At 60.3% G+C, this 18042-nt stretch carries 18 protein-coding genes; 9 read left to right on the top strand and 9 right to left on the bottom strand.

Annotated features, from left to right (window positions below):
• Nucleotides 1-242: 242 nt before the first annotated feature.
• Both galE and NITLEN_RS05680 read left to right on the top strand, forming a co-directional pair.
• Nucleotides 243-1262: a UDP-glucose 4-epimerase GalE gene (gene galE / locus NITLEN_RS05685; RefSeq protein ID WP_121988633.1), complete on the top strand. Its 1020-nt coding sequence runs from the start codon at nt 243-245 to the stop codon at nt 1260-1262.
• Between the two features lie 116 nt (nt 1263-1378).
• On the top strand, nt 1379-1843 hold the full coding sequence (locus NITLEN_RS05680) for a tRNA (cytidine(34)-2'-O)-methyltransferase (protein WP_121988632.1): 465 nt from the start codon (nt 1379-1381) through the stop codon (nt 1841-1843).
• 18 nt (nt 1844-1861) lie between these two features.
• Here NITLEN_RS05680 and NITLEN_RS05675 read toward each other — a convergent pair whose 3' ends face one another.
• Entirely contained in the window at nt 1862-2731 is an 870-nt protein-coding gene (locus NITLEN_RS05675) for a DnaJ domain-containing protein (protein ID WP_121988631.1), read from the bottom strand.
• 318 nt (nt 2732-3049) lie between these two features.
• On the opposite strand from NITLEN_RS05675, the gene NITLEN_RS05670 reads away from it, so the two are divergent.
• The 7 genes from NITLEN_RS05670 to NITLEN_RS05640 all read left to right on the top strand — a co-directional run bounded on the left by NITLEN_RS05670 (nt 3050) and on the right by NITLEN_RS05640 (nt 9901).
• Nucleotides 3050-5473, top strand: a complete 2424-nt coding sequence (locus tag NITLEN_RS05670; protein WP_121988630.1) for a Tex family protein — start codon at nt 3050-3052, stop codon at nt 5471-5473.
• A gap of 465 nt (nt 5474-5938) precedes the next feature.
• Nucleotides 5939-6193 (top strand): DUF2024 family protein, encoded by a 255-nt coding sequence (locus NITLEN_RS05665; protein ID WP_181416658.1) that lies wholly within the window; start codon nt 5939-5941, stop codon nt 6191-6193.
• A 16-nt stretch (nt 6194-6209) separates the two neighbouring features.
• A complete protein-coding gene (locus NITLEN_RS05660; protein WP_219999396.1) occupies nt 6210-6878 on the top strand; it encodes a MarR family winged helix-turn-helix transcriptional regulator in 669 nt (222 codons plus the stop codon).
• Nucleotides 6879-6913: 35 nt separating this feature from the next.
• Entirely contained in the window at nt 6914-7357 is a 444-nt protein-coding gene (locus tag NITLEN_RS05655; RefSeq protein WP_121988628.1) for a group I truncated hemoglobin, read from the top strand.
• Between the two features lie 99 nt (nt 7358-7456).
• Nucleotides 7457-8272 carry an MOSC domain-containing protein gene (locus NITLEN_RS05650; protein WP_219999395.1) on the top strand — a complete coding sequence of 272 codons (816 nt, stop codon included), beginning with the start codon at nt 7457-7459 and terminating at the stop codon, nt 8270-8272.
• Between the two features lie 301 nt (nt 8273-8573).
• Entirely contained in the window at nt 8574-9029 is a 456-nt protein-coding gene (locus NITLEN_RS05645; protein WP_121988627.1) for a hypothetical protein, read from the top strand.
• Nucleotides 9026-9901, top strand: coding sequence for a hypothetical protein (locus tag NITLEN_RS05640; protein WP_121988626.1), 876 nt, complete (start codon nt 9026-9028; stop codon nt 9899-9901). Before NITLEN_RS05645 ends, NITLEN_RS05640 begins: the two co-directional genes overlap by 4 nt.
• A 31-nt stretch (nt 9902-9932) precedes the next feature.
• Here NITLEN_RS05640 and NITLEN_RS05635 read toward each other — a convergent pair whose 3' ends face one another.
• The 8 genes from NITLEN_RS05635 to modA all read right to left on the bottom strand — a co-directional run bounded on the left by NITLEN_RS05635 (nt 9933) and on the right by modA (nt 18041).
• Nucleotides 9933-10547 carry a pyridoxamine 5'-phosphate oxidase family protein gene (locus tag NITLEN_RS05635; protein ID WP_121988625.1) on the bottom strand — a complete coding sequence of 205 codons (615 nt, stop codon included), beginning with the start codon at nt 10545-10547 and terminating at the stop codon, nt 9933-9935.
• Nucleotides 10548-10807: 260 nt separating this feature from the next.
• Nucleotides 10808-12151, bottom strand: a complete 1344-nt coding sequence (locus tag NITLEN_RS05630) for a sigma-54-dependent transcriptional regulator (RefSeq protein ID WP_121988624.1) — start codon at nt 12149-12151, stop codon at nt 10808-10810.
• Nucleotides 12151-13710 carry a sensor histidine kinase gene (locus NITLEN_RS05625; RefSeq protein ID WP_181416657.1) on the bottom strand — a complete coding sequence of 520 codons (1560 nt, stop codon included), beginning with the start codon at nt 13708-13710 and terminating at the stop codon, nt 12151-12153. Before NITLEN_RS05625 ends, NITLEN_RS05630 begins: the two co-directional genes overlap by 1 nt.
• 81 nt (nt 13711-13791) lie before the next feature.
• Entirely contained in the window at nt 13792-14562 is a 771-nt protein-coding gene (locus NITLEN_RS05620) for an ABC transporter permease (RefSeq protein ID WP_121988622.1), read from the bottom strand.
• Nucleotides 14559-15365, bottom strand: coding sequence for an ABC transporter ATP-binding protein (locus NITLEN_RS05615; RefSeq protein ID WP_121988621.1), 807 nt, complete (start codon nt 15363-15365; stop codon nt 14559-14561). Before NITLEN_RS05615 ends, NITLEN_RS05620 begins: the two co-directional genes overlap by 4 nt.
• A 1-nt stretch (nt 15366) precedes the next feature.
• On the bottom strand, nt 15367-16350 hold the full coding sequence (locus NITLEN_RS05610) for an ABC transporter substrate-binding protein (RefSeq protein ID WP_121988652.1): 984 nt from the start codon (nt 16348-16350) through the stop codon (nt 15367-15369).
• Between the two features lie 75 nt (nt 16351-16425).
• Nucleotides 16426-17151 carry a hypothetical protein gene (locus NITLEN_RS05605; protein WP_121988620.1) on the bottom strand — a complete coding sequence of 242 codons (726 nt, stop codon included), beginning with the start codon at nt 17149-17151 and terminating at the stop codon, nt 16426-16428.
• Nucleotides 17152-17216: 65 nt separating this feature from the next.
• A complete protein-coding gene (gene modA, locus NITLEN_RS05600; protein WP_181416656.1) occupies nt 17217-18041 on the bottom strand; it encodes a molybdate ABC transporter substrate-binding protein in 825 nt (274 codons plus the stop codon).
• Nucleotide 18042: the final 1 nt, after the last annotated feature.

The following is an 18042-nucleotide window of genomic DNA, read 5'->3' as shown; positions in this document are numbered from 1 at the left end:
CGGCTTGGCTTATGAGAGGCCGTGAGATTGAAAGGGATTCATCGTCTTTCGCCGTGGACCTTCGAGATAGTGCCGTGGTCCGATCTTGATGGGATGAATGGAGCGTGGGGGCGGCGCAGGATGGCAGGCATCGTTTGACCTTCGTCCCCAGTTTGATAAGCTGGGCACGGATAACGTGTGTGCTGTGATGTGTGGGGCTCGCGAGACGGCGCTGGCGGGACTGATCGATTGGAGGTAGGGCAATGATTCTGGTCACTGGCGGTGCTGGATATATTGGATCGCATACCTGTGTGGAGTTGCTGCAAGCAGGATTTGAGGTCACCGTCTTCGATAATTTCAGTAACAGCCACCCTGAAGCCTTGGCGCGCGTGCAGCGCATCACGGGAAAGTCTGTCCCGTTAGTCCGCGGCGACTGTCGCGATCGTGCAGCTCTGGTGGCTGCCTTACGGGCGAGCAAGGCTACTGCGGTTATCCATTTTGCCGGGCTGAAGGCCGTGGGCGAGTCCGTCGAGCAGCCGTTGTCCTACTACGACAATAACGTGGTCGGCACCTTGCGGTTGTTGGAGGCGATGGGTGAATGCGGTGTGAAGCAGTTGGTGTTCAGCTCGTCGGCCACCGTGTATGGCGATCCGCAACGGTTGCCGCTGACGGAGGATCATCCGCTCTCGGCGACCAACCCCTATGGCCGGTCGAAGCTGATGGTCGAGGAGATTCTGCGCGATTTGCAGCGGAGCGATCAGTCCTGGCGGCTCTGTATTTTACGATACTTCAATCCGGTGGGTGCGCATGCCAGCGGGTTGATCGGGGAAGACCCCCGGGGGGTGCCGAATAATCTGTTGCCGTTTGTCGCGCAGGTTGCCGTGGGGCGGCGGGCGAGTCTCAATGTGTGGGGCGGCGACTATTCCACTCCTGACGGCACTGGGGTGCGAGACTATATTCATGTCGTGGATTTGGCGCTTGGCCATCTCAAGGCGCTGCAGGCGTTGGAGCGATCGAAGCAGATGACGGAGTGTTTGACGGTGAATTTGGGAACGGGGAACGGGTATAGCGTGCTGGAAATTGTGCGGGCGTTTGAGCGGGCCAGCGGGAAACCGGTTCCCTATCAGGTGGCAGCTCGGAGGCCCGGCGACATCGCGTCTTGCTACGCCGATCCGAAGCAGGCGCAGGCACAATTGGGCTGGCGCGCCGAACGGGGGCTCGATGTGATGTGTGCCGATGCCTGGCGTTGGCAAAGTACGAATCCAAAGGGCTATGCGGCGTGAGAATGCTCCTGACTCTGGTTTCTTCGGTGGGCCTGGGAAAGTGGTGATGGCATCAGGGGCGTCCGTGGTAGACTGCGTCCCTATCGTCACATTCTGATTGTCCGGTCACCTGCTTCATGTTCGACCTTATTCTCTATCAGCCTGAAATTCCTCCCAACACCGGCAATATCATCCGCCTCTGCGCGAACACGGGCGTTTGTCTGCATCTGGTGAAGCCGCTCGGCTTTTCGCTGGAGGACAAGCAATTATTGCGCGCCGGACTGGACTATCACGAATTCGCCTCGCTCACCGTGCATGACGATTGGACAGCCTGTGCGGAGCAGTTCGCCGGTCGCCGCATCTTTGCGGCCTCGACGAAAGGCACGCGCCGGTATGACCTCAATGCCTATGCGTCAGGGGATGTGTTTCTTTTCGGGCCTGAAACGCGAGGGTTGCCGGTCGAGCTCATTGAGGCGGTCCCTGAGGCGCAGCGCGTTCGCGTGCCGATGCGGCCCGGCAGCCGGAGCTTGAATCTCTCGAACGCGGTATCGGTGGTGATCTACGAAGCCTTGCGACAGACGGGATTCGAGGGGTGCCGATAATCCGGAAGAGGGCGCCGATCAGACGTCGTTGTCCGTCAGGTAGCGTCCCAGTCCTTCCTGCTCAGCGTAGTAATAGGCGTAGTGCAGCGTTGCCAGATTGGCGACGCGCTCTTCCGCCTCGTCTCGATGCTCCGCGTAAATAATCTGCAGCCCGAAGCGCGCGGTCAGCGCATCCAGAAAATCCAATAGCCCATTTTTGTGATACTGGCCCAGGCGTCCGCTGGCGAGGCGCTGGAAGAGCGCGCCTTCGATCACTAGAAAGCGATGGGGAATCTTGAGGAGCGGTTCCAGTTCGCGCATGAACCGCTGCCGGTTTTCTGAGGGATTGGAGAAAATCGTATTGAGCTCCTCGGCCCGTCTGCGTTCAACGCGGAAAATGTCCGGTGCCTCGGCGATGGCATAGTCCCCGGCCTGCAGGGTTTGGCGGGTGGTGCCGGCGATTCTGCTCAAGCCGGAGAAGATGTACGGCATGTGTTCGCGGGTGTCGACGAGGATGTGAATCGCCGGCACCGCGATTTTGGGCTGGTTTTTTCGGGACAGCATGACCGGAAGGTGTGGGCCACGTTGTTCGCTGCGCGATCTGGGGGGCGGCGTTTGCGGGTGCACAGAGGTCGTCGGGCGCGGCGGAGGAGTCGGGGAGGCCGTTGTATGCGGGCGCACCGGCGTGGGGCCGGTCGTGGCGTCGTAGCGCTGGCGAGCGCTTGGATCGTTGAGCGTTTGATACGCCTGATTGATCAAGGTCGTACGGGCTTCGGCTTTGCGCTGCAGGCCTGGAGCATGCGTGAATCGATCCGGATGCCAGACTTGTAGTTGCTCGTGCCAGGCCTTCTTAATGTCTTCACCGGTGGCCGTGGTCGGCAGTTCGAGCACTTGATAGTATGTGAGCATGCAATTCCTCTGACAGGTTTTCTTTCCTGCGAGTGTAACGGAGTTGAGGCGCAGAGATCTACCGTGTACGCGGTCCCCAGGGCTTGCTGGAGGGGAGTCTGTGGTGAGTTGCCGCGAGGGGAGGCATCTGATAGATTCGCGCCCGACACTGACCGGCGTCCCGGAATCGTCCTGGCGGTGCGTGAGCCCGATAGGATGCTCAGCCGTTCTTATACAATCGATTCTTTCTCCACCATCAGACAGAGGAACGCGTGCTTGGTCTTGGCGTGATGGATTTCACGACCGGGCCGCTTCCGGAAAGTACCGGCATATTTTTCTATGGCTTCTTTATCTAAGGTCGTCGTTTCGGATTCGGCTCAAGAAAAAATCATTCGACTCATTGCGGCAGAACTTACCGTGGGGCCGCATCAGGTAGCGGCCGCGGTTGCGTTGCTCGATGAAGGCTCGACCGTTCCGTTCGTGGCGCGTTATCGAAAAGAGGCCACCGGGAATTTGGACGATACGCATCTGCGCACATTGGAAGAGCGGTTGCGGTATTTGCGCGAGTTGGAAGAGCGGCGCGCGGCGATCCTGGCGTCCATCGAGGAACAGGGAAAGCTGACCGACGCGTTGCGCGCGAGTATCGATGCAGCCACCACCAAGCAAGGCGTGGAAGATCTCTATCTGCCCTTCAAACCCAAGCGGCGCACGCGGGCGCAGATCGCTCGTGAAGCAGGATTGGAGCCATTGGCCGATGTGTTGCTGGCCAATCCGATGCTGGATCCTGAACAGGAAGCGGCCAAGTATCTGATCGTGAAGCCGGCCGGCGACGGGGTCGAGGCGATCAATGTGCCCGATGCGAAAGCGGCGCTTGAAGGAGCCCGCGACATTCTAGTTGAGCGCTTTGCGGAGACCGCCGAGTTGCTGGCGGCGCTTCGGACCAGGTTGTGGGATCAGGGCTACGTCACCTCGACCGTGGTGAAGGGAAAGGAGACGGCAGAGGAAGAAAAGTTCCGCGACTACTATGCCTATTCCGAGACAATCCGCACCATTCCATCCCATCGCGCGCTGGCCTTGTTCCGCGGTTGGGGGTTGGGGGTCTTAAAAGTGGAACTGGGACTGGGGGAGCAACTGGAGGCGGTCGTGCCGCATCCCTGTGCCGCGATGATTGCGGCGCATGTCGGGGTCGAGGATCGCGGCCGGCCTGCCGATAAATGGCTGGCCGACGTGTGTCGCTGGACCTGGCGTGTGAAAATCCATCTGCATCTCAGCACTGAGCTGCTGTTGCAGTTGCGTGAAGCGGCGGAAGCAGAAGCGATCAGAATCTTCGGCCGAAACTTGCATGAACTGCTGTTGGCGGCGCCCGCCGGTCCGAAGGCCGTGCTCGGCCTCGATCCGGGGCTCCGTACCGGGTGCAAGGTGGCGGTCGTCGATGCCACAGGCAAGCTGCTGGAAACGGCGACGATCTATCCGCACCAACCGCGCAATGAGTGGCAGGATTCGCTGGCCACCTTGGGGCGCTTGGTGGTTCAGCACGGAGTGGAGCTGATCTCGATCGGCAACGGCACCGCCAGCCGCGAGTCCGACAAGCTGGCGACAGAGCTGGTCAAGCTTATTGCGGCGAAGAAGCCGGAGCAGAAGCTGGCCAAGATCGTTGTCAGTGAAGCCGGGGCCTCGGTCTATTCCGCGTCCGCATTCGCCGCGGCGGAGTTTCCTGGACTGGATGTGAGTTTGCGAGGGGCGGTATCTATCGCCCGCCGCTTGCAGGATCCGCTGGCCGAACTGGTGAAGATCGAGCCGAAAGCGATCGGCGTCGGCCAGTATCAGCACGATGTCAATCAGCATCTGCTGGCGCGTTCGCTCGATGCGACGGTGGAAGATTGCGTGAATGCGGTGGGTGTCGATGTGAATACGGCGTCTGTTCCGCTTCTGGCGAGGGTGTCCGGTCTGAATCAGCTGCTGGCGAAGCATATCGTCGAATATCGCGATGCGAACGGGCCGTTCAGAAATCGCATGACGATGCGCAAAGTCCCGCGCCTGGGTGAAAAGACCTTTGAGCAGGCGGCCGGGTTCTTGCGGATCAACGACGGCGATAACCCCTTGGATCGCTCATCGGTCCATCCGGAGGCCTATCCGGTCGTCGAGCGTATTCTTGCGCGCGTCGGGAAAGGTATTTCCGATGTGATGGGGCAGCCGGCTTTCTTGAAAGGGTTATCGCCGGCTGATTTTACGGATGAAAAATTCGGTGTGCCGACCGTGCGCGATATCCTGACGGAGTTAGAAAAGCCAGGGCGCGATCCGCGCCCTGAGTTCAAAACGGCGACGTTCCAGGAAGGGATTGAATCACTGACCGATCTGCAGCCCGGCCTGATCCTGGAAGGGGTCGTGACGAATGTCGCCGCCTTCGGTGCGTTCGTCGATATCGGGGTGCATCAGGATGGGCTGGTGCATGTCTCTGCCTTGGCGAACAAGTTCGTCAAAGATCCGCATGAGGTAGTGAAGCCCGGTCAGATCGTCAAGGTCAAGGTGCTGGAGGTCGATGTGAAGCGCCAGCGCATCTCTCTGACGATGCGTCTTGACGATGTGCCTGGGAGCAGCGCCGCCTCTCGTCCGCCACAAGCGGAGGCTGGCGCGGGGGCATCACGCGAGTCGCAGGGGCGCCGCCAGCCAACGGCGCAACGTCCTATGGATCGGCAGCCGCCGCCCGGCGGGACGATGGCCATGGCGATGGCTTTGGCGCGCGCCAAGCAGAAGTCGTCGTGATCTGATGGCGGGCGGCGCGCGCCTGTAGCAGCGGGTACGGTTTCGGTGTCGGACCTGCCGGGCCGCCGGCAGGCTGCGCCGGTTTGCAGGAACGCGCCGAGTCAGCTGCCGCGAGAGGGGCCTCGGCCCGGTCCAGTCCAGTGCTGATGTCTCAGCCCGCCTGCGCGATTTCTCCCCACTCATCGATTCATCTTCACGTTCCTCGGCCTGTTTTACGTCGAGAATAAGGTCCGTCTGCGAGTTAGGCTTGCCGAAGAGGCGGCCTTTCTCGCGGTATGGAATCGTCCTGCCCGTATTTCTTTCGTCCGGATGGTTTCAATTCAACAACTTGCACGGTGAAACGGGTGGCGGCAATTGGCCGCAGAGCCTTTCCTCGATCGAGGGCTTGCAAAACAGAAGGACTCCTTGCTATATATTGAGGAGTCCTGAATGATATGGCGTGTCGTCGCCAGAAAGGAGGCGGTCGTGGATGCTTTGAGAGTGTTCGATACGTGGGTGGAGGTGCCGGGAAAGACGTTGCACTTTGACGTGATGACGGGAGACCTGGAGACGGCGCTCCGGTTGGCGAATGAGTATGTGGCGGCGCAGGGGCACGCGGCGGTTGCGGTGACGGCAGAGGAGTGCCGATTCTGCCACCAGGAGCCGCTGGTCATGTTCGCGGAATCGCAGCAAGCGGAGTTTCGGCGGTCAGGCGGATTCATCGTGCCGCTGTCCGCATAGCATAAAGGAGCGCCCAATGGGGAAGCGTCTGCCGATGCACGGAGAAAAGACCATCGTTGAGCATATTACGGTGGGTTTGGGGAAGGTTTCCGCAGCGTTACGGAGCCAGGCCTGGGAGGGTGGGATTGAGCGACGGCTGACTCCGACGCAGGGCCAAATTCTTCTTTTTCTCGCCGCGAGATCTGGGACGGCTGTCCGATTGAACGACATCGCCGGGGAGTTGTGTCTGACGGCGGCGACGGTCAGCGATGCGGTGATGACGCTCGTCGACAAAAAGCTGATCAAGAAAGCGCGTTCGGCGGAAGACCAGCGGGCGCTGGCCCTGACGCTGACGGCGGCGGGGCTGCTTGAGGCCAAGCAGACGTCGGGATGGACAGAGGTGGTGCAAGCCGGGGTCAGCAGTCTCACCCCGGATGAGCAGGCGGTATTTTTGCGAGGTCTGACCAAAGTCATGCACTCCCTGCAACAGCAGGGCGTGATCTCCATCGCGCGCATGTGCGCGGGCTGTGCGTATTTTCAGCCGTATGTTCACGCCGATTCGGCGCGGCCGCATCATTGTGGATTTGTGGATGCGCCGCTGGGGGAGGGGCAGCTGCGGTTGGATTGTCCGGACTTTGTTCCAGGAGTCGAACGCGACCAGGAACGGCGCTGGCAAACGTTTGTGCGTGGAGGGCAGGGGCAATAGGGCCCATTTATTTATCAATACAGGAGGAGTGTGCCATGAAGATGCAGCGTGTGATGAGTCTGGCGGTGCTGAGTGTGGTGTTGATGGCGGGGACGGCCTGCGCGGGGAACTCTGTTCCAAGCAAGCCGCTGTATGAGCGGTTGGGGGGTAAGGGGGCGATCACGGCGGTAGTCGAGACGTTCGTGGGTAATGTCGGAGGCGATAAGCGGATCAACGGATATTTCGCGAGCACGGATCTCGTGAAACTCAAGGCGCATCTCGTCAATCAGATCTGCCAGGCGAGCGGCGGTCCTTGCACGTATACCGGGCGCACCATGAAGCAGACGCATGACGGGATGGGAGTGAGTGACGCGGCCTTCGGCGCGCTCGTCGAGGATTTGGTGGCTGCGCTGGATCATCACAAGGTCGGCAAGGCTGAAAAGGACGAGTTGCTGAGCGTGTTGGGTCCGATGAAAAGTGATATCGTAGAGAAGAAATAAGGGAGTATGGTCCGGAGGCCCACGCGGTGGGCCTCCGGACCAGTCGGCGGTTGATTGCGGTGAATCGGTCGGGATCATTCATGAGGAGAGGAGGCGGTCGTGGCTCTGTCGAAAAGTTCGCTGATGTGGTCTGTGTCTTCGCTCTGGCGCTATCCCGTGAAGTCGATGCTGGGAGAGCAGGTGGCCACGGCGACGGTGACGGAACGGGGGCTGCAGGGCGATCGCCAGTATGCGTTGATCGATGTGGAGACCGGGCATGTGGTCAGTGCGAAAAACCCGCGCCGTTGGCCCTCCCTGTTCGCATTTCAGGCTCGCAGCGTTCCTGGATCCTCGATGAGCATCGAGGTGACGCTTCCGGACGGACAGATCGTGACGGAATCCATGCGAGAGGTCGATGCGGTCCTGTCGGAGCGGCTCGGGCGCAAGGTCAGACTTACGAGCGTGCCGCCGGCTCAGCCTGTGCTGGAGCAATATGCGCCCAATCTTGACGGCCAGTCCGAGCGGGACAGCGAGACGACGGTAAAGATTCCTCCTACGACATTCTTCGATGAGGCGCCGGTTCATCTCTTGACGACGGCGACGCTCCACGCGTTGGAGTCGCACTATCCGGCTGGGCGTTTTGACGCGCGGCGCTTTCGTCCCAATGTGGTCATCGATACCGGAACCGCGATCCCCATGTTTGTCGAAAACGATTGGAAAGGGCGAACCGTGGCGATCGGCGCTCACGTTCGTTTAGCGGTGACCGGGTTCTGTGCGCGCTGCGTCATGACGACGTTGCCGCAGCAGGGATTGCCTCAAGACTTGGCCATACTTCGAACAGCGGTTCAGCATAACCACGGGAACGTGGGTGTGTTGGCAACCGTCGTGACGCCGGGGATAGTCCATACGGGGGACGTCGTTCGTATCGAGGCGTAAGGTTGTTCGGTGTGACGGTGTGCGGTCCGATGAAGCGGAATCTCATCACGAAGACATAATTCTCTGCGGTGCGAGAGGGCGTGAGGGGCCTCGCACCGGTCATTGCGTATTGTCGAGGCCGGTTGTCTGCCGGACATATCGGGCTAGGTCCGGTTCGTTCCCTCTGCGGAAGAACCATGCTCGGCATTCTGGCCAGCGGCCATAGGATTGCTTTTGCGGGCAATCGAGCAGTAAGATCGACAGGGTTTTGCCTACGGAATACAGAGGCCTGTCGAACATGCTCATGGGACGGCTAAAGAGAATGGCTGGTGCGATCTTGCTGGTGACGTTCTTCGGCGGATGCGGGAGTGAGACCTCTGCCCCGCCTGCTGGAGCGGTCTTGTCGCTGGCGGGAACCGATGCCAACAATGACGGTGTCCGCGACGATATCGAGACCTATATCGATGCGACCTATCCGGCTCCCGCCAATGCCGATACCAATCGGGCCTTGCGGCAATATGCCAAGGCGGCACAGTCGTCTATCCTGGACGCAGATGATGCCGCGAAATCCATTGCCCATGTGACCGATCGATTTCGCGCGCTGGAATGCCTGATGGCTCGGCGTGCGACGGATTTCCATCCCGTGTTTGTCGAGCTTCGGGCGAGAATCTTAGATACCAATCCACGATCCGAGGCCTATCTGAAAGCCGATGGTCAGGCTGCCGCGGTGAACATTCCGCTGCGTCCGGCTGAGCAATGGGTGGGAGCCTGCCTATGAATGGGGTGCCGCTGAAGGCGAGTCTGTTGGCGGTGGTGATGGTGTGGGCCGCGCCGAGTTGGGCGCAGGTTGCGCCGCAGACGGCTTGTCAAAATAGCTCCGCTCCACGCACGTCGATCTACTACGTGAATGGCGTGACGACGACGCTCGATGAGGCGAGATTGAACGGCGGGAAGCTGGAACTGGAGTTCTTGGCTCGATTGCCTGCGATGCCGGCGCCCCTTCAATCCGCCTGTTATCTGTTCTTCTTGAACTATAATCCCACGTCGGGAGCAGTCAAAGATTTCACGGAGGCCGGACAGCAACGGTTGGGTGTGAACCCGTCCGATATGTGGCGAAAGCTGGAAACGTTCGCCTCACTCGGCCCGACAATGGCGGCCCTGTTGCAGGGGCCCATGACGCAGGCGAACCAGATCGATCAGGCGGCGGTGCAGCGTCATGCGGCGGCGTATCGAGCGCAGATGACTCCGCCGTTGTGTCGCCGCGTGGTCGTCGTGCCGCATTCCCAGGGGAATCTCTATGCCAATGCCGCGTACGATGCGGCGGTGGGACCGTCGCCGTCGCCAACCCCTGCGGCCGGCGCGCTGAAGATTGTCGGGGTCGCCACGCCGGATACCATGGTGAAGGGGAATGGCCGGTATCGAACATCGAATGGGGATCTGTTGATCGGAGCGATTAACCTAATCTTGCCGTCGACGCTCGATGCCAATACCAACTGGGGGCCGAATCCGATTCTGACGTCGTTCACGCCGCTGTACTCCGGCGGTCACAGCTTTATGGGCTATTTGTCGTTTGACGATAGTCGGAACCAGATCTTGAGCGATATCCAATCGTCACTCAGCGAGATCGCGGCGGTGGCGGTTTGTCCGTAGTGAGTCCAACCTGAGCGGGCCGATTGCCTGTTCAACTCCTCGGTTTTTTCTTTACCTGAAAATAGTCTCCCCCTTTGACGAACTCATCGTCACTGCCCCAGGCGATGTGCTTATCCAGCCGCTTCATGAGCGGCACATGTTTGGAGCAATGGACATAGGCTTCTTCGACGTTCACCAGGATCCAGGCTTCCGGCCGCCGGCCGCCTTTGGTCTGTATGGATTCGAGCATGCCCGCAGGGAGATGCGGCAGGCTTTCGATCTCGCCCGGAGTCAGGATGTGCGCCTTTCCGTTGACGTGGAGACCCATCGTCGTCAGATAGTAGTCGAGAAAAATTATGCCGATGTGGGGGTTCTCCAGGATGTTGCCCACACTGGCCAGCACGCCGTTGCCTCGATATTCCGGATACACCAGAGTCTTCTCGTCCAGCACCGCAACGAATCCTCTGGTGCCGGCACGAAAGGAGCAATCGCATGCGCCACCGGCGCTGGCCGTGGCAATGAAGGCCATTTCTTGGCGAGCGATGAACTGCTGCATCGGACCATTCAAATGATCCAGAACCTGATTGGCGTGAAATGCGGCGGCTCGGTTGGATGTGCCGAATTGTTCTTGCGCCTGCTGTTCCCCTGAGATATTTGGCCGGTCCATAGGCGTAACTCCTTGCCCGCGGGGCTGTGAGACGAAAGACCTGGGCTATTCTCTATCAGCCGGGGGGCGATTGTCGATCTGGATCGGCAGAAATCAGAAGGAGTGTGGAGGGAGCCCACGTGAGATTTACAGGATCAGGCGGTATGCCAGGCCAAGAGCAAGCGGAGGCTCCCTGAGGAAGCGCGATCGCGTGCTGGCCAAGGGAAGATGTTGTGGCGTCGTTCCCGGCTCAGGCGCAGAGTGCGCGGTGGAGACGCACGTTATTTGTCGATGGCAAACTTCTTGAGCTTGGCCAGCAGCGTTTTGTAGTCGATGTCCAATATTTTGGCAGCAGCGGTTTTATTGCCTCCGCTCGCGTCGAGGACGCGCAGGATATGGCGCTGTTCGATGTCCTCCAGCGTCAGATTAGCGGGATCGTCTGTCCGGAGAGCGCCCGTGGCTTTCGGCAGTACCTGGTCGACCTCAGCTTGGGTGATGAGCCCGGTTTCGGCACTCATCAAGATAATCCGTTCGATCACATTCCTCAGCTCACGCACATTGCCGGGCCAGGCATAGGTGGCCAGGCGTTGCAAGGCGTCTGTGGCAATGGTTCGTTTGGTGGCTCCGGGGATCCGGAGAGTCTGAAGAATGTGGTCGATCAGTGCCGTCAGATCCTCAGTCCGTTCACGTAACGGAGGCACGCGCAGGGTGACGGTGTTGATGCGATAGAGTAGGTCGTCGCGAAAGCGGCCCTGATGGATGAGTTCCTGAAGGTCCTGATTCGTGGCGCCGACGATGCGCACCTCGGCTTGCAAGGTACGGGTGCTGCCGACCGGGCGATACTCATTGCGATCGAGAAAGCGAAGCAGACTGACCTGCATCGGGCCCGGCATCTCGCCGAGTTCATCGAGAAAGAGCGTGCCTCCTTCTGCGGCGGCAATCAAGCCGATCTTGGTTCCGGTGGCGCCGGTAAAGGCTCCCTTTTCATGGCCGAACAGTTCGCTCTCCAGCAGCTCGCGGCTGACCGCGCCACAGTTGATGGCCAGGAACGGACCACCGGCTCGCCGGCTCAGGTCATGGAGCAGCCGCGCGGCGATTTCTTTGCCCGAACCGGTTTCTCCCTGAATAAGGACGGGTGCGTGGGAGGGCGCGACTTGCGCGATTTGGGTCTTGAGCTTCTGCCAGGCCTGGCTCGGTCCTTCGACGATGACATCGCGTGAGAAGCCTCCGTGCCGGGCCGCCAGGTTCTCTTTTCTCAGCGCGCGGACCGTCCTGAGCTTGGTCAGGGCCACCTTGACGACGCCGGCGTCGAAGGGCGTTTCTTTCACGAGGAAATCCCAGGCGCCGTGCTTGATCGCATCGACCGCATCTTTCACGTCGCCGTGGCCGGTCAGCATCAGCACATCGACATCGGGCTGATGTTCGGCGATCCATTTCAGGACCGCTCGTCCGTCGATGCCGGGCATTCGCAGATCCGTAATGACGCAGTCGAACGGCGCGGCTTGCAAGGCATCGATGCCGGCCTGGCCTTGTTTGACGGCGGTGACCTGGCAATCTTCCTCGCGCAGGGCCTGCTCAAGGACCAGGCGGACATATTCTTCGTCGTCGATGATGAGTGTGCGCATCACGGCACCTGTGTGGGAAAGGCGATAAAGAATGTGCTGCCTTGACCGGGCGTGGATTCCGCCCACACGCGCCCGCCGTGTTTCTCCATCACGAGTTTCACGATCGCAAGGCCGACGCCGGTGCCTTCGTATTCGCCGGGGCTATGGAGCCGCTCGAAGAGGCCGAAGATCTTATCGGCCTGGCCGGCGTCGAAGCCGATGCCGTTGTCGCGGATCCAAAGCCATTGCTCAGTGGCGGTTTGCTGGCCGCCGATGGTGATGGCTGGCGCGGCGGTGTGCCGGGAGAATTTCAGTGCATTGTCCAATAGATTCGTGATGGCCTGGCGCACACTGACTGGTTCGCCATAGAGGTCCGAGTAGGGCAGGTTGACCGTGATCTTCGCTTTGGTTCCTGTCAGGAACTGTTGGCGATCGACCAGCAGGCTGGAGATCGTTTCCATGACATTAAAGCGAAGGCGGGGAAGGTTTTGTTGTTCCAGTCGTGAGTACTTCAATAGCGCGTCGATCATGTGGGTGAGACGCAGGGCTGATGTGCGGATGATGCCGATGTGATGCTGGAGTTGCGCGTCGTTCGAATCGGCGAACTGTTTTTCGAGCAGCGAGGAAAACCCTTCGATCTCGCGCAACGGCCCCTTGAGGTCGTGGGCGATCGAATAGGTAAAGGCTTCCAGCTCCTTGGTCTTCCGCATCAGGGCGGTGCTGTGCTCTCGCAGGCTCGTCAGCATGGTGGTGAGCGAACCGGCCAGGGCGCCGACTTCGTCGCGGCTTGGCCAGGGCTCGAATTGCGCGGCCAGTTCGTGGTGCGCGACACGATCGGCGGTCGCCGCCAGACGCTTGAGCGGATTGGCGACCTGACGTTTCATGATCGCATAGACCGTGACGATCAGGAGTCCGAGCACGCCGATGATGCCGGCCACCATGGTCCGGGCTTGGTCGACCAGCCTGTCGCCTTCGATCTTCATTTCCACATCGATTTTTCGGTGCACGTCAATCAAGGAGGCAATGGCGTCCTGTGTACGCGCGGCCACTTGTTCGTAGGTGGATTCTGTGGCGGCTGGTCCGGCGGGTGTGGGGACGCGCGTAGCGGCTAGGTCTTCCCTCTGTGCGCGTAAGGCGGTGATGCCGTCCGCAATGGCGACGATGGCCTGGTCTTCCTGCTCGGCCAGATCGGTCCGCCCATGGTGTTCCAGCATGCCATAGAGAATCGGATGGGTGCGGGCGGCGTGCGTCGCTTGATAGGTATCGAGCGATGCCAGCGTGCGCCGTTCGATTCCGGCAATCGCCGCAAAGCCCGCGGTACGGTCCGCGCCGGAGAGATGTTCCCGGACCTGGTGCATGCGTGTTTCGATCTCTCCCACGTTGCGGAGCATTTCCGCAGCCGTCACAACCCCGGGGATGGTAATGCGCTGATGGCGATCGACATAACTGTTCACGCGGGACAGATAGACGAGTGTGGCGGAGAAGCTCCCGACGAGGAGCAGCAGGATCAGGCCGAAGGCAACGGCGAGTTTCTTGCCGATGGACAGACGGGCTATGAAGCCGGGCGGTGCGGATGACATGGCGTACGGTATCATAGGGTGCGGACGGGTGTCAGCCGATCCGAACCCCGGGAGAGAATTGGTCATGGCGTGTGCCGCTGGTTATGGGCGGCCGGTTCCCCATCGGCGGTGAAGAAATCGCTCGATCGGAGCGAAGAGCGCTTTGTCGACCGCCAGCCCGATGAACACAATGACGAACATGATGCCGACAACTTGATCCATAGCATTGAGTTCCCGGCCGTAGTGCAGCAGATGCCCGAGGCCGAATCCGGTCAAGATGGTGACAAAGATTTCCGCCGCCATCAGCGACCGCCAGGCGAAGGCCCAGCTTTGCTTCATACCGCTCAGGAGGAAGGGCAGCGAGGCCGGCAGAACCACATGCGTCCAAGTATGCAGCCCGGTCGATCCCATGCTGCGGGCGGCGCGGGTATAGATGGGCGGGATGGTCCGCACGCCGTTGTCGGTGGCCAGAATCAGCGACCAGAGCGTTCCCATCACCACGACGAAGAGCATGGCGGATTCGGTTTGACCGAACCAGAGCAGCGCGAGCGGCACCCAGCAGACGCTCGGAAGCGTTTGGAGCCCCAGCGCGAGGACTCCGATGGTATCTTGCGCCCAGCGGGACGAGGCGGTGAGAAGGCCGAGGGGAAGCCCGACCAGAATGCCGAGTCCGTATCCGATCAGGAGCCGCCGCACGGTGACGACGGTGGCCTCCCAGAGAGTGCCGTCGTCCACGGCGGACCGCAGATAGTCGAAGACACTTAGGGGAGACGGCAGCAGGAGCGGCGACCAGATCTTAGCCTCCACGGCAAGGTGCCATGCCGCCAGGAGTGCCAGGAAAAACAGCGAGGCGGACAACCATCGTGCGATCATCCGGCCACCTCTGTTTGAACATACCCTTTCAGCACACGGGTAATCTCCGTGGCGTACCGCGCGAGGTCCACGCTGTTGATGTCGCGCGGGCGCGGAAGGGGAATGGCGAATTCTTCGCGAATGCGTCCGGGGTTGGGCGAAAACAGGATCACGCGGTCGCCAAGACACACGGCTTCGCGCACGTTGTGCGTGACGAAGACGATGGTCTTGCGATGCTGGCTCCAGATGCGTTGAATGTCTCCGTACAGTTGCTCTCGCGTGAGGGCATCGAGTGCGCCGAAGGGTTCGTCCATCAAGAGCACGCTGGGGTTCGGCGCTAGGGCGCGAGCCAGGGCGACGCGTTGTTTCATGCCGCCGGAGAGTTCGTGGACATTGGAATGCATGAACCGCTTCAGCCCGACGAGTTCCAGAAAATATTCGGCCTTCTCCTGACGCTCCGCGGCATTCAATCCGTGGCTGAGTTTCAGTCCGAAGAGGACGTTGCCCAACACGGTCAGCCACGGGAAGAGCGCGGCTTCTTGAAACATCATGAGACGGTGAGGACCGGGGCCGGCAATGGTGTGGCCGTCGGCCTGAACCAGCCCGCGATCGGGCCGGTCGAGACCGGCAATGATGTTGAGCAAGGTCGATTTGCCGCAGCCGCTGGGGCCGACGAGACAGACGAACTCGCCTTCGGCGATCTGGAGTGTCACGTCATCGAGTGCCTGCACATTCAACGAACTCGTCCGAAAGAACTTCGACACGTGCTCAATGACGAGTTTGTTGGAGGCGGTGTTGGCCGATGGACTTTCCGATGTCAGCATGTCAGTTCAGCCTTTCGATTAAACGCGACAAGTCGGGTGCCGTGCGAATAAAACCGGCGCGCTGAGCATTGGCGACGAATTGCCGGTACTCGTCCGGTGAGGCCTCTGTGGTGAGGCCGATGCGCGTCCAGGCTTGTGCAATCAATTCGGCTGAGACTTTGGCCTGCGTCTCGGCGGCCAGTTCTTGCTGGACCATCTGCTTCGCCTCTGCCGGATGCGCGAGGATCCACTCGGTGAGTTCACGGTGGGCCTGCGCAAACTTTCTGGCGAGTTCGCGTTTGGTCTTGAGGAACTTCACGCTCGAGACCAGGACTGTGATGCTGTCCTTCGGCTGTTCGAGCAAGATCTTGCCTCCGGCGTCGCGTTCCAGGCGTGAGACCCAGGGCTCGACCGTCCAGACGGCGTCGAGCTTTTTTTGCTGAAACAGCGAGAGCTGATCCGGATTGGGAGTCGGAACGATAAAGGCTTCGCCGCCGGTCTGGGTGATTTTCAGCCCGCCGTTGGCCAGCCAGGCCCGGCAGGCGACGTCCTGGGTATTGCCCAGTTGCGGCGTCGCGATGGTTTTCCCGCGAAAGTCGGCCGGCTGTTTGAGCCCGGAATCCGGTTGGACGACCAATGCGGCGCCGCCGGTCGCGGCGCCGGCGATGATGCGGATCTCCTCGCCGTTCGATTTGCTGTACGCATTCAGCGTCGGGCTCGGCCCCACGTAGGTGAGGTCGATGGAGCCTGCCAGGAGCGCTTCCATGGCGCCCGGTCCGGCATTGTAGACATACCAGTCGATCTTCACATCCTTGCCGAGCCGTTCCTCAAACCAGCCATGGCCGGTGCGTGAGAGGTGTTGCGCGACCAGGCCTTGGACGTGGGTGATGTTCGGAAAATGCCCGACGCGAATAGTGTCGGCGGCGAGTGCGGTGTGCGCGATGAACGTGCCGGTTCCCAAGAGAAGGGAGAAGAAGGCGAGAGCGGTCGATGATAATCGTTTCATGATGTTTCCCATTGATGTGAGAGTGAGGCCCATCGAGGGCAGGTGCGGTTTGCTCTCGATGGGTACCTGCATCGTTTATGGACGTGGCTGCCGTCCCTGTTCCAGTCCTGGATAGACGGGGAGCGCGGCCAGGGCTTCCCGATAACGAATGTACAACTCCTCCTGTTGATCCGGTGCAAACAGGCGTCCGCCCGAGCTGACCTTGGCCAGATACTCTTCCGGCTCGAAGGCGGCATCGAAGGCGGAGGACCGCTCCGGCACATTCGGCATTTGCCGGTCGTATTTGCTGATGTCAGGGCCGGGGCTATGCCGATCGTGCACTTCGTTTAACGCGAGGACGAGGAGATTGCCACGGATGGAGAGCCATCCCGCGGTCGTTTCCTCTTCTCCCTGGTCCGTTGCGTGATTCAGGCGAAACCGTACTCGCTGAGCCGGTGTAGCCTGGGCCAATCCCTTCGCCAGGTGCGGAGCCAGCAGTACTATTTCTTCATCTCTGAAGGCCCTGGTCCGGTCCGCATCACCGCTGAACAAACGGTGGATGGCGTTCCGTCGTTCCCACACCCGCACGTTTCGCAACAATGTGCCGATTTCGGTCGGCGTGAGCGTGGCCGGGTGCGAGTTTATCGATGAATCGGGATCATCTTCCAGTCGTATGGTATTGAGGCCGGATTCATAGATCGCCTTCGGCGCCGCAACCGGCGGTGTGGCGCAACCGGCGATCATGGCCAGTCCCGCTAGAAGAAACAGCCCTTGCACTGACCATGGATGGGTGTGACGGGTTGAACGGATTGCGCGGTTCATGGTTTTCCCTCCTGCTGTTGAGCGCTGCCAAGGATGGAGATGCTGTGCTGAATATATAGTGTGGTTCATGGTTTGCCCTCTTGCGATTGCACGATGCCGACGTGACGGGATGCTTGATCGAACCCATGCTCTTTCAGTTGTGCTTGGATGTGTGGGGTCAGGAGAAACTCGATGAAGTCTCCCGCTCCGGACAGGTTCTTGGCGGTCCATACCACTGCGACTCCATACCGAATCGGGGTGTGCGAGTCTTCCGGGGCCGTATCGAGAATGCGGACGTGTTTGTCCGTCACGGCGTCGGTCCGATAGACAATGCCGATCTCGGCTTCGCCCTTGGCGACTAGGTCGAGGACGGCGCGCGAGTGCTCGCCGTAAATAAATTGCGACTTCAGTTGCGGTTCGAGTTTGCTGTACTTGAGAAACTGCGCGGCGACTTTTCCCACCGATGAGGCTTTGGGGTCGCCGATGGCGATGCGCCGGACCGGGACGGCATGCAGGTCCTGGATCGAGGCGATCGGCGCGGGAAGTGTGGTGCTGGTAATCAGCACCAACGAGGTGCTGGCATAGACGCGTTTGCTGCCCTGAATGACGAGGCCCTTCTTTTCGAGTTGGTCGATTTCCTCGGACAAAGAGGGGAGGAATACATCCACCGGTGCTCCTTCTTCGATTTGCTTCCGAAGGGTTTGAGACGGGCCATAGATGACCCGTACGTTGACGTCACGGTGTTGAGATTCGAACAGCGGCAAGACTTTCCGCAAGGCATCTTTGACGCTGTTGGCCGCGGCGATAGTCAGAGTTTCTGGCTGCGCCTGTACGGGTGGGGCCATCCAGAATGTGGCGATCAGTATGGCCAAGGACAACACGGTCCGAAGCCGGTAACTGTGGTCTGTCATG

The organism is Nitrospira lenta, assembly GCF_900403705.1.
Classification (GTDB): domain Bacteria; phylum Nitrospirota; class Nitrospiria; order Nitrospirales; family Nitrospiraceae; genus Nitrospira_D; species Nitrospira_D lenta.
This window is presented reverse-complemented; position numbering and strand designations above follow the sequence as displayed.

Excerpts from the sequence above, each read along its gene's own strand:
- galE (WP_121988633.1), top strand. The coding sequence starts at position 243 with ATGATTCTGGTCACTGGCGGTGCTGGATATATTGGATCGCATACCTGT.
- NITLEN_RS05680 (WP_121988632.1), top strand. The coding sequence starts at position 1,379 with ATGTTCGACCTTATTCTCTATCAGCCTGAAATTCCTCCCAACACCGGC.
- NITLEN_RS05675 (WP_121988631.1), bottom strand. The coding sequence starts at position 2,731 with ATGCTCACATACTATCAAGTGCTCGAACTGCCGACCACGGCCACCGGT.
- NITLEN_RS05670 (WP_121988630.1), top strand. The coding sequence starts at position 3,050 with ATGGCTTCTTTATCTAAGGTCGTCGTTTCGGATTCGGCTCAAGAAAAA.
- NITLEN_RS05660 (WP_219999396.1), top strand. The coding sequence starts at position 6,210 with ATGGGGAAGCGTCTGCCGATGCACGGAGAAAAGACCATCGTTGAGCAT.
- NITLEN_RS05655 (WP_121988628.1), top strand. The coding sequence starts at position 6,914 with ATGAAGATGCAGCGTGTGATGAGTCTGGCGGTGCTGAGTGTGGTGTTG.
- NITLEN_RS05645 (WP_121988627.1), top strand. The coding sequence starts at position 8,574 with ATGGCTGGTGCGATCTTGCTGGTGACGTTCTTCGGCGGATGCGGGAGT.
- NITLEN_RS05640 (WP_121988626.1), top strand. The coding sequence starts at position 9,026 with ATGAATGGGGTGCCGCTGAAGGCGAGTCTGTTGGCGGTGGTGATGGTG.
- NITLEN_RS05635 (WP_121988625.1), bottom strand. The coding sequence starts at position 10,547 with ATGGACCGGCCAAATATCTCAGGGGAACAGCAGGCGCAAGAACAATTC.
- NITLEN_RS05630 (WP_121988624.1), bottom strand. The coding sequence starts at position 12,151 with ATGCGCACACTCATCATCGACGACGAAGAATATGTCCGCCTGGTCCTT.
- NITLEN_RS05625 (WP_181416657.1), bottom strand. The coding sequence starts at position 13,710 with ATGTCATCCGCACCGCCCGGCTTCATAGCCCGTCTGTCCATCGGCAAG.
- NITLEN_RS05620 (WP_121988622.1), bottom strand. The coding sequence starts at position 14,562 with ATGATCGCACGATGGTTGTCCGCCTCGCTGTTTTTCCTGGCACTCCTG.
- NITLEN_RS05615 (WP_121988621.1), bottom strand. The coding sequence starts at position 15,365 with ATGCTGACATCGGAAAGTCCATCGGCCAACACCGCCTCCAACAAACTC.
- NITLEN_RS05610 (WP_121988652.1), bottom strand. The coding sequence starts at position 16,350 with ATGAAACGATTATCATCGACCGCTCTCGCCTTCTTCTCCCTTCTCTTG.
- NITLEN_RS05605 (WP_121988620.1), bottom strand. The coding sequence starts at position 17,151 with ATGAACCGCGCAATCCGTTCAACCCGTCACACCCATCCATGGTCAGTG.
- modA (WP_181416656.1), bottom strand. The coding sequence starts at position 18,041 with ATGACAGACCACAGTTACCGGCTTCGGACCGTGTTGTCCTTGGCCATA.